The 449-nt window shown below is 70.4% G+C and carries 1 pseudogene; it reads left to right on the top strand.

Going from position 1 to position 449, the window contains the following annotated elements:
* Window positions 1-449: pseudogene (locus tag FJV41_RS50375) on the top strand (hypothetical protein); the annotation flags it as partial.

Genomic DNA, 449 nt, shown 5'->3' on the forward strand with positions numbered 1-449 from the left:
CTGCTGGACAGCAACGAGCAGCCGCTCGTCATCGAGACGGCGGACCTGGTGACGGTGACCCAGGACCAGACGCTCCAGTCGACGGTGCTCTACGAGGGCTCCGTTCCGAACGGCTTCTACCGGATCATCTACCAGGGCGCGTTGCCAGGGCTGAGCGGCCTGCCTCGGGACCCCTCTACGCCGCGGCTCTTCGAGGCCGAGCCCACCGTGGCCGCTCCGGCGCGGGCCGGGGACATCATCGTCCTGGAGGGCACGGATGTGCTGTGCGCCGTCGACCTGCCCATCGCGTCGGTGGAGCCCGTGGCGGGGACCACCCGGGTGCGCTTCGCCATCGCGGACTCGCAGGAGATTCCGACGGACTGCGCCAACCTCGCGCGCTTCACCGTCCGTGCGGGGGGAGACCAGCCCTTCGTCCTCTTCGACGAGGCGGGCACCTTCCTGTCCCGCGA

The organism is Myxococcus llanfairpwllgwyngyllgogerychwyrndrobwllllantysiliogogogochensis (assembly GCF_006636215.1).
Taxonomy (GTDB): Bacteria; Myxococcota; Myxococcia; order Myxococcales; family Myxococcaceae; genus Myxococcus; species Myxococcus llanfairpwllgwyngyllgogerychwyrndrobwllllantysiliogogogochensis.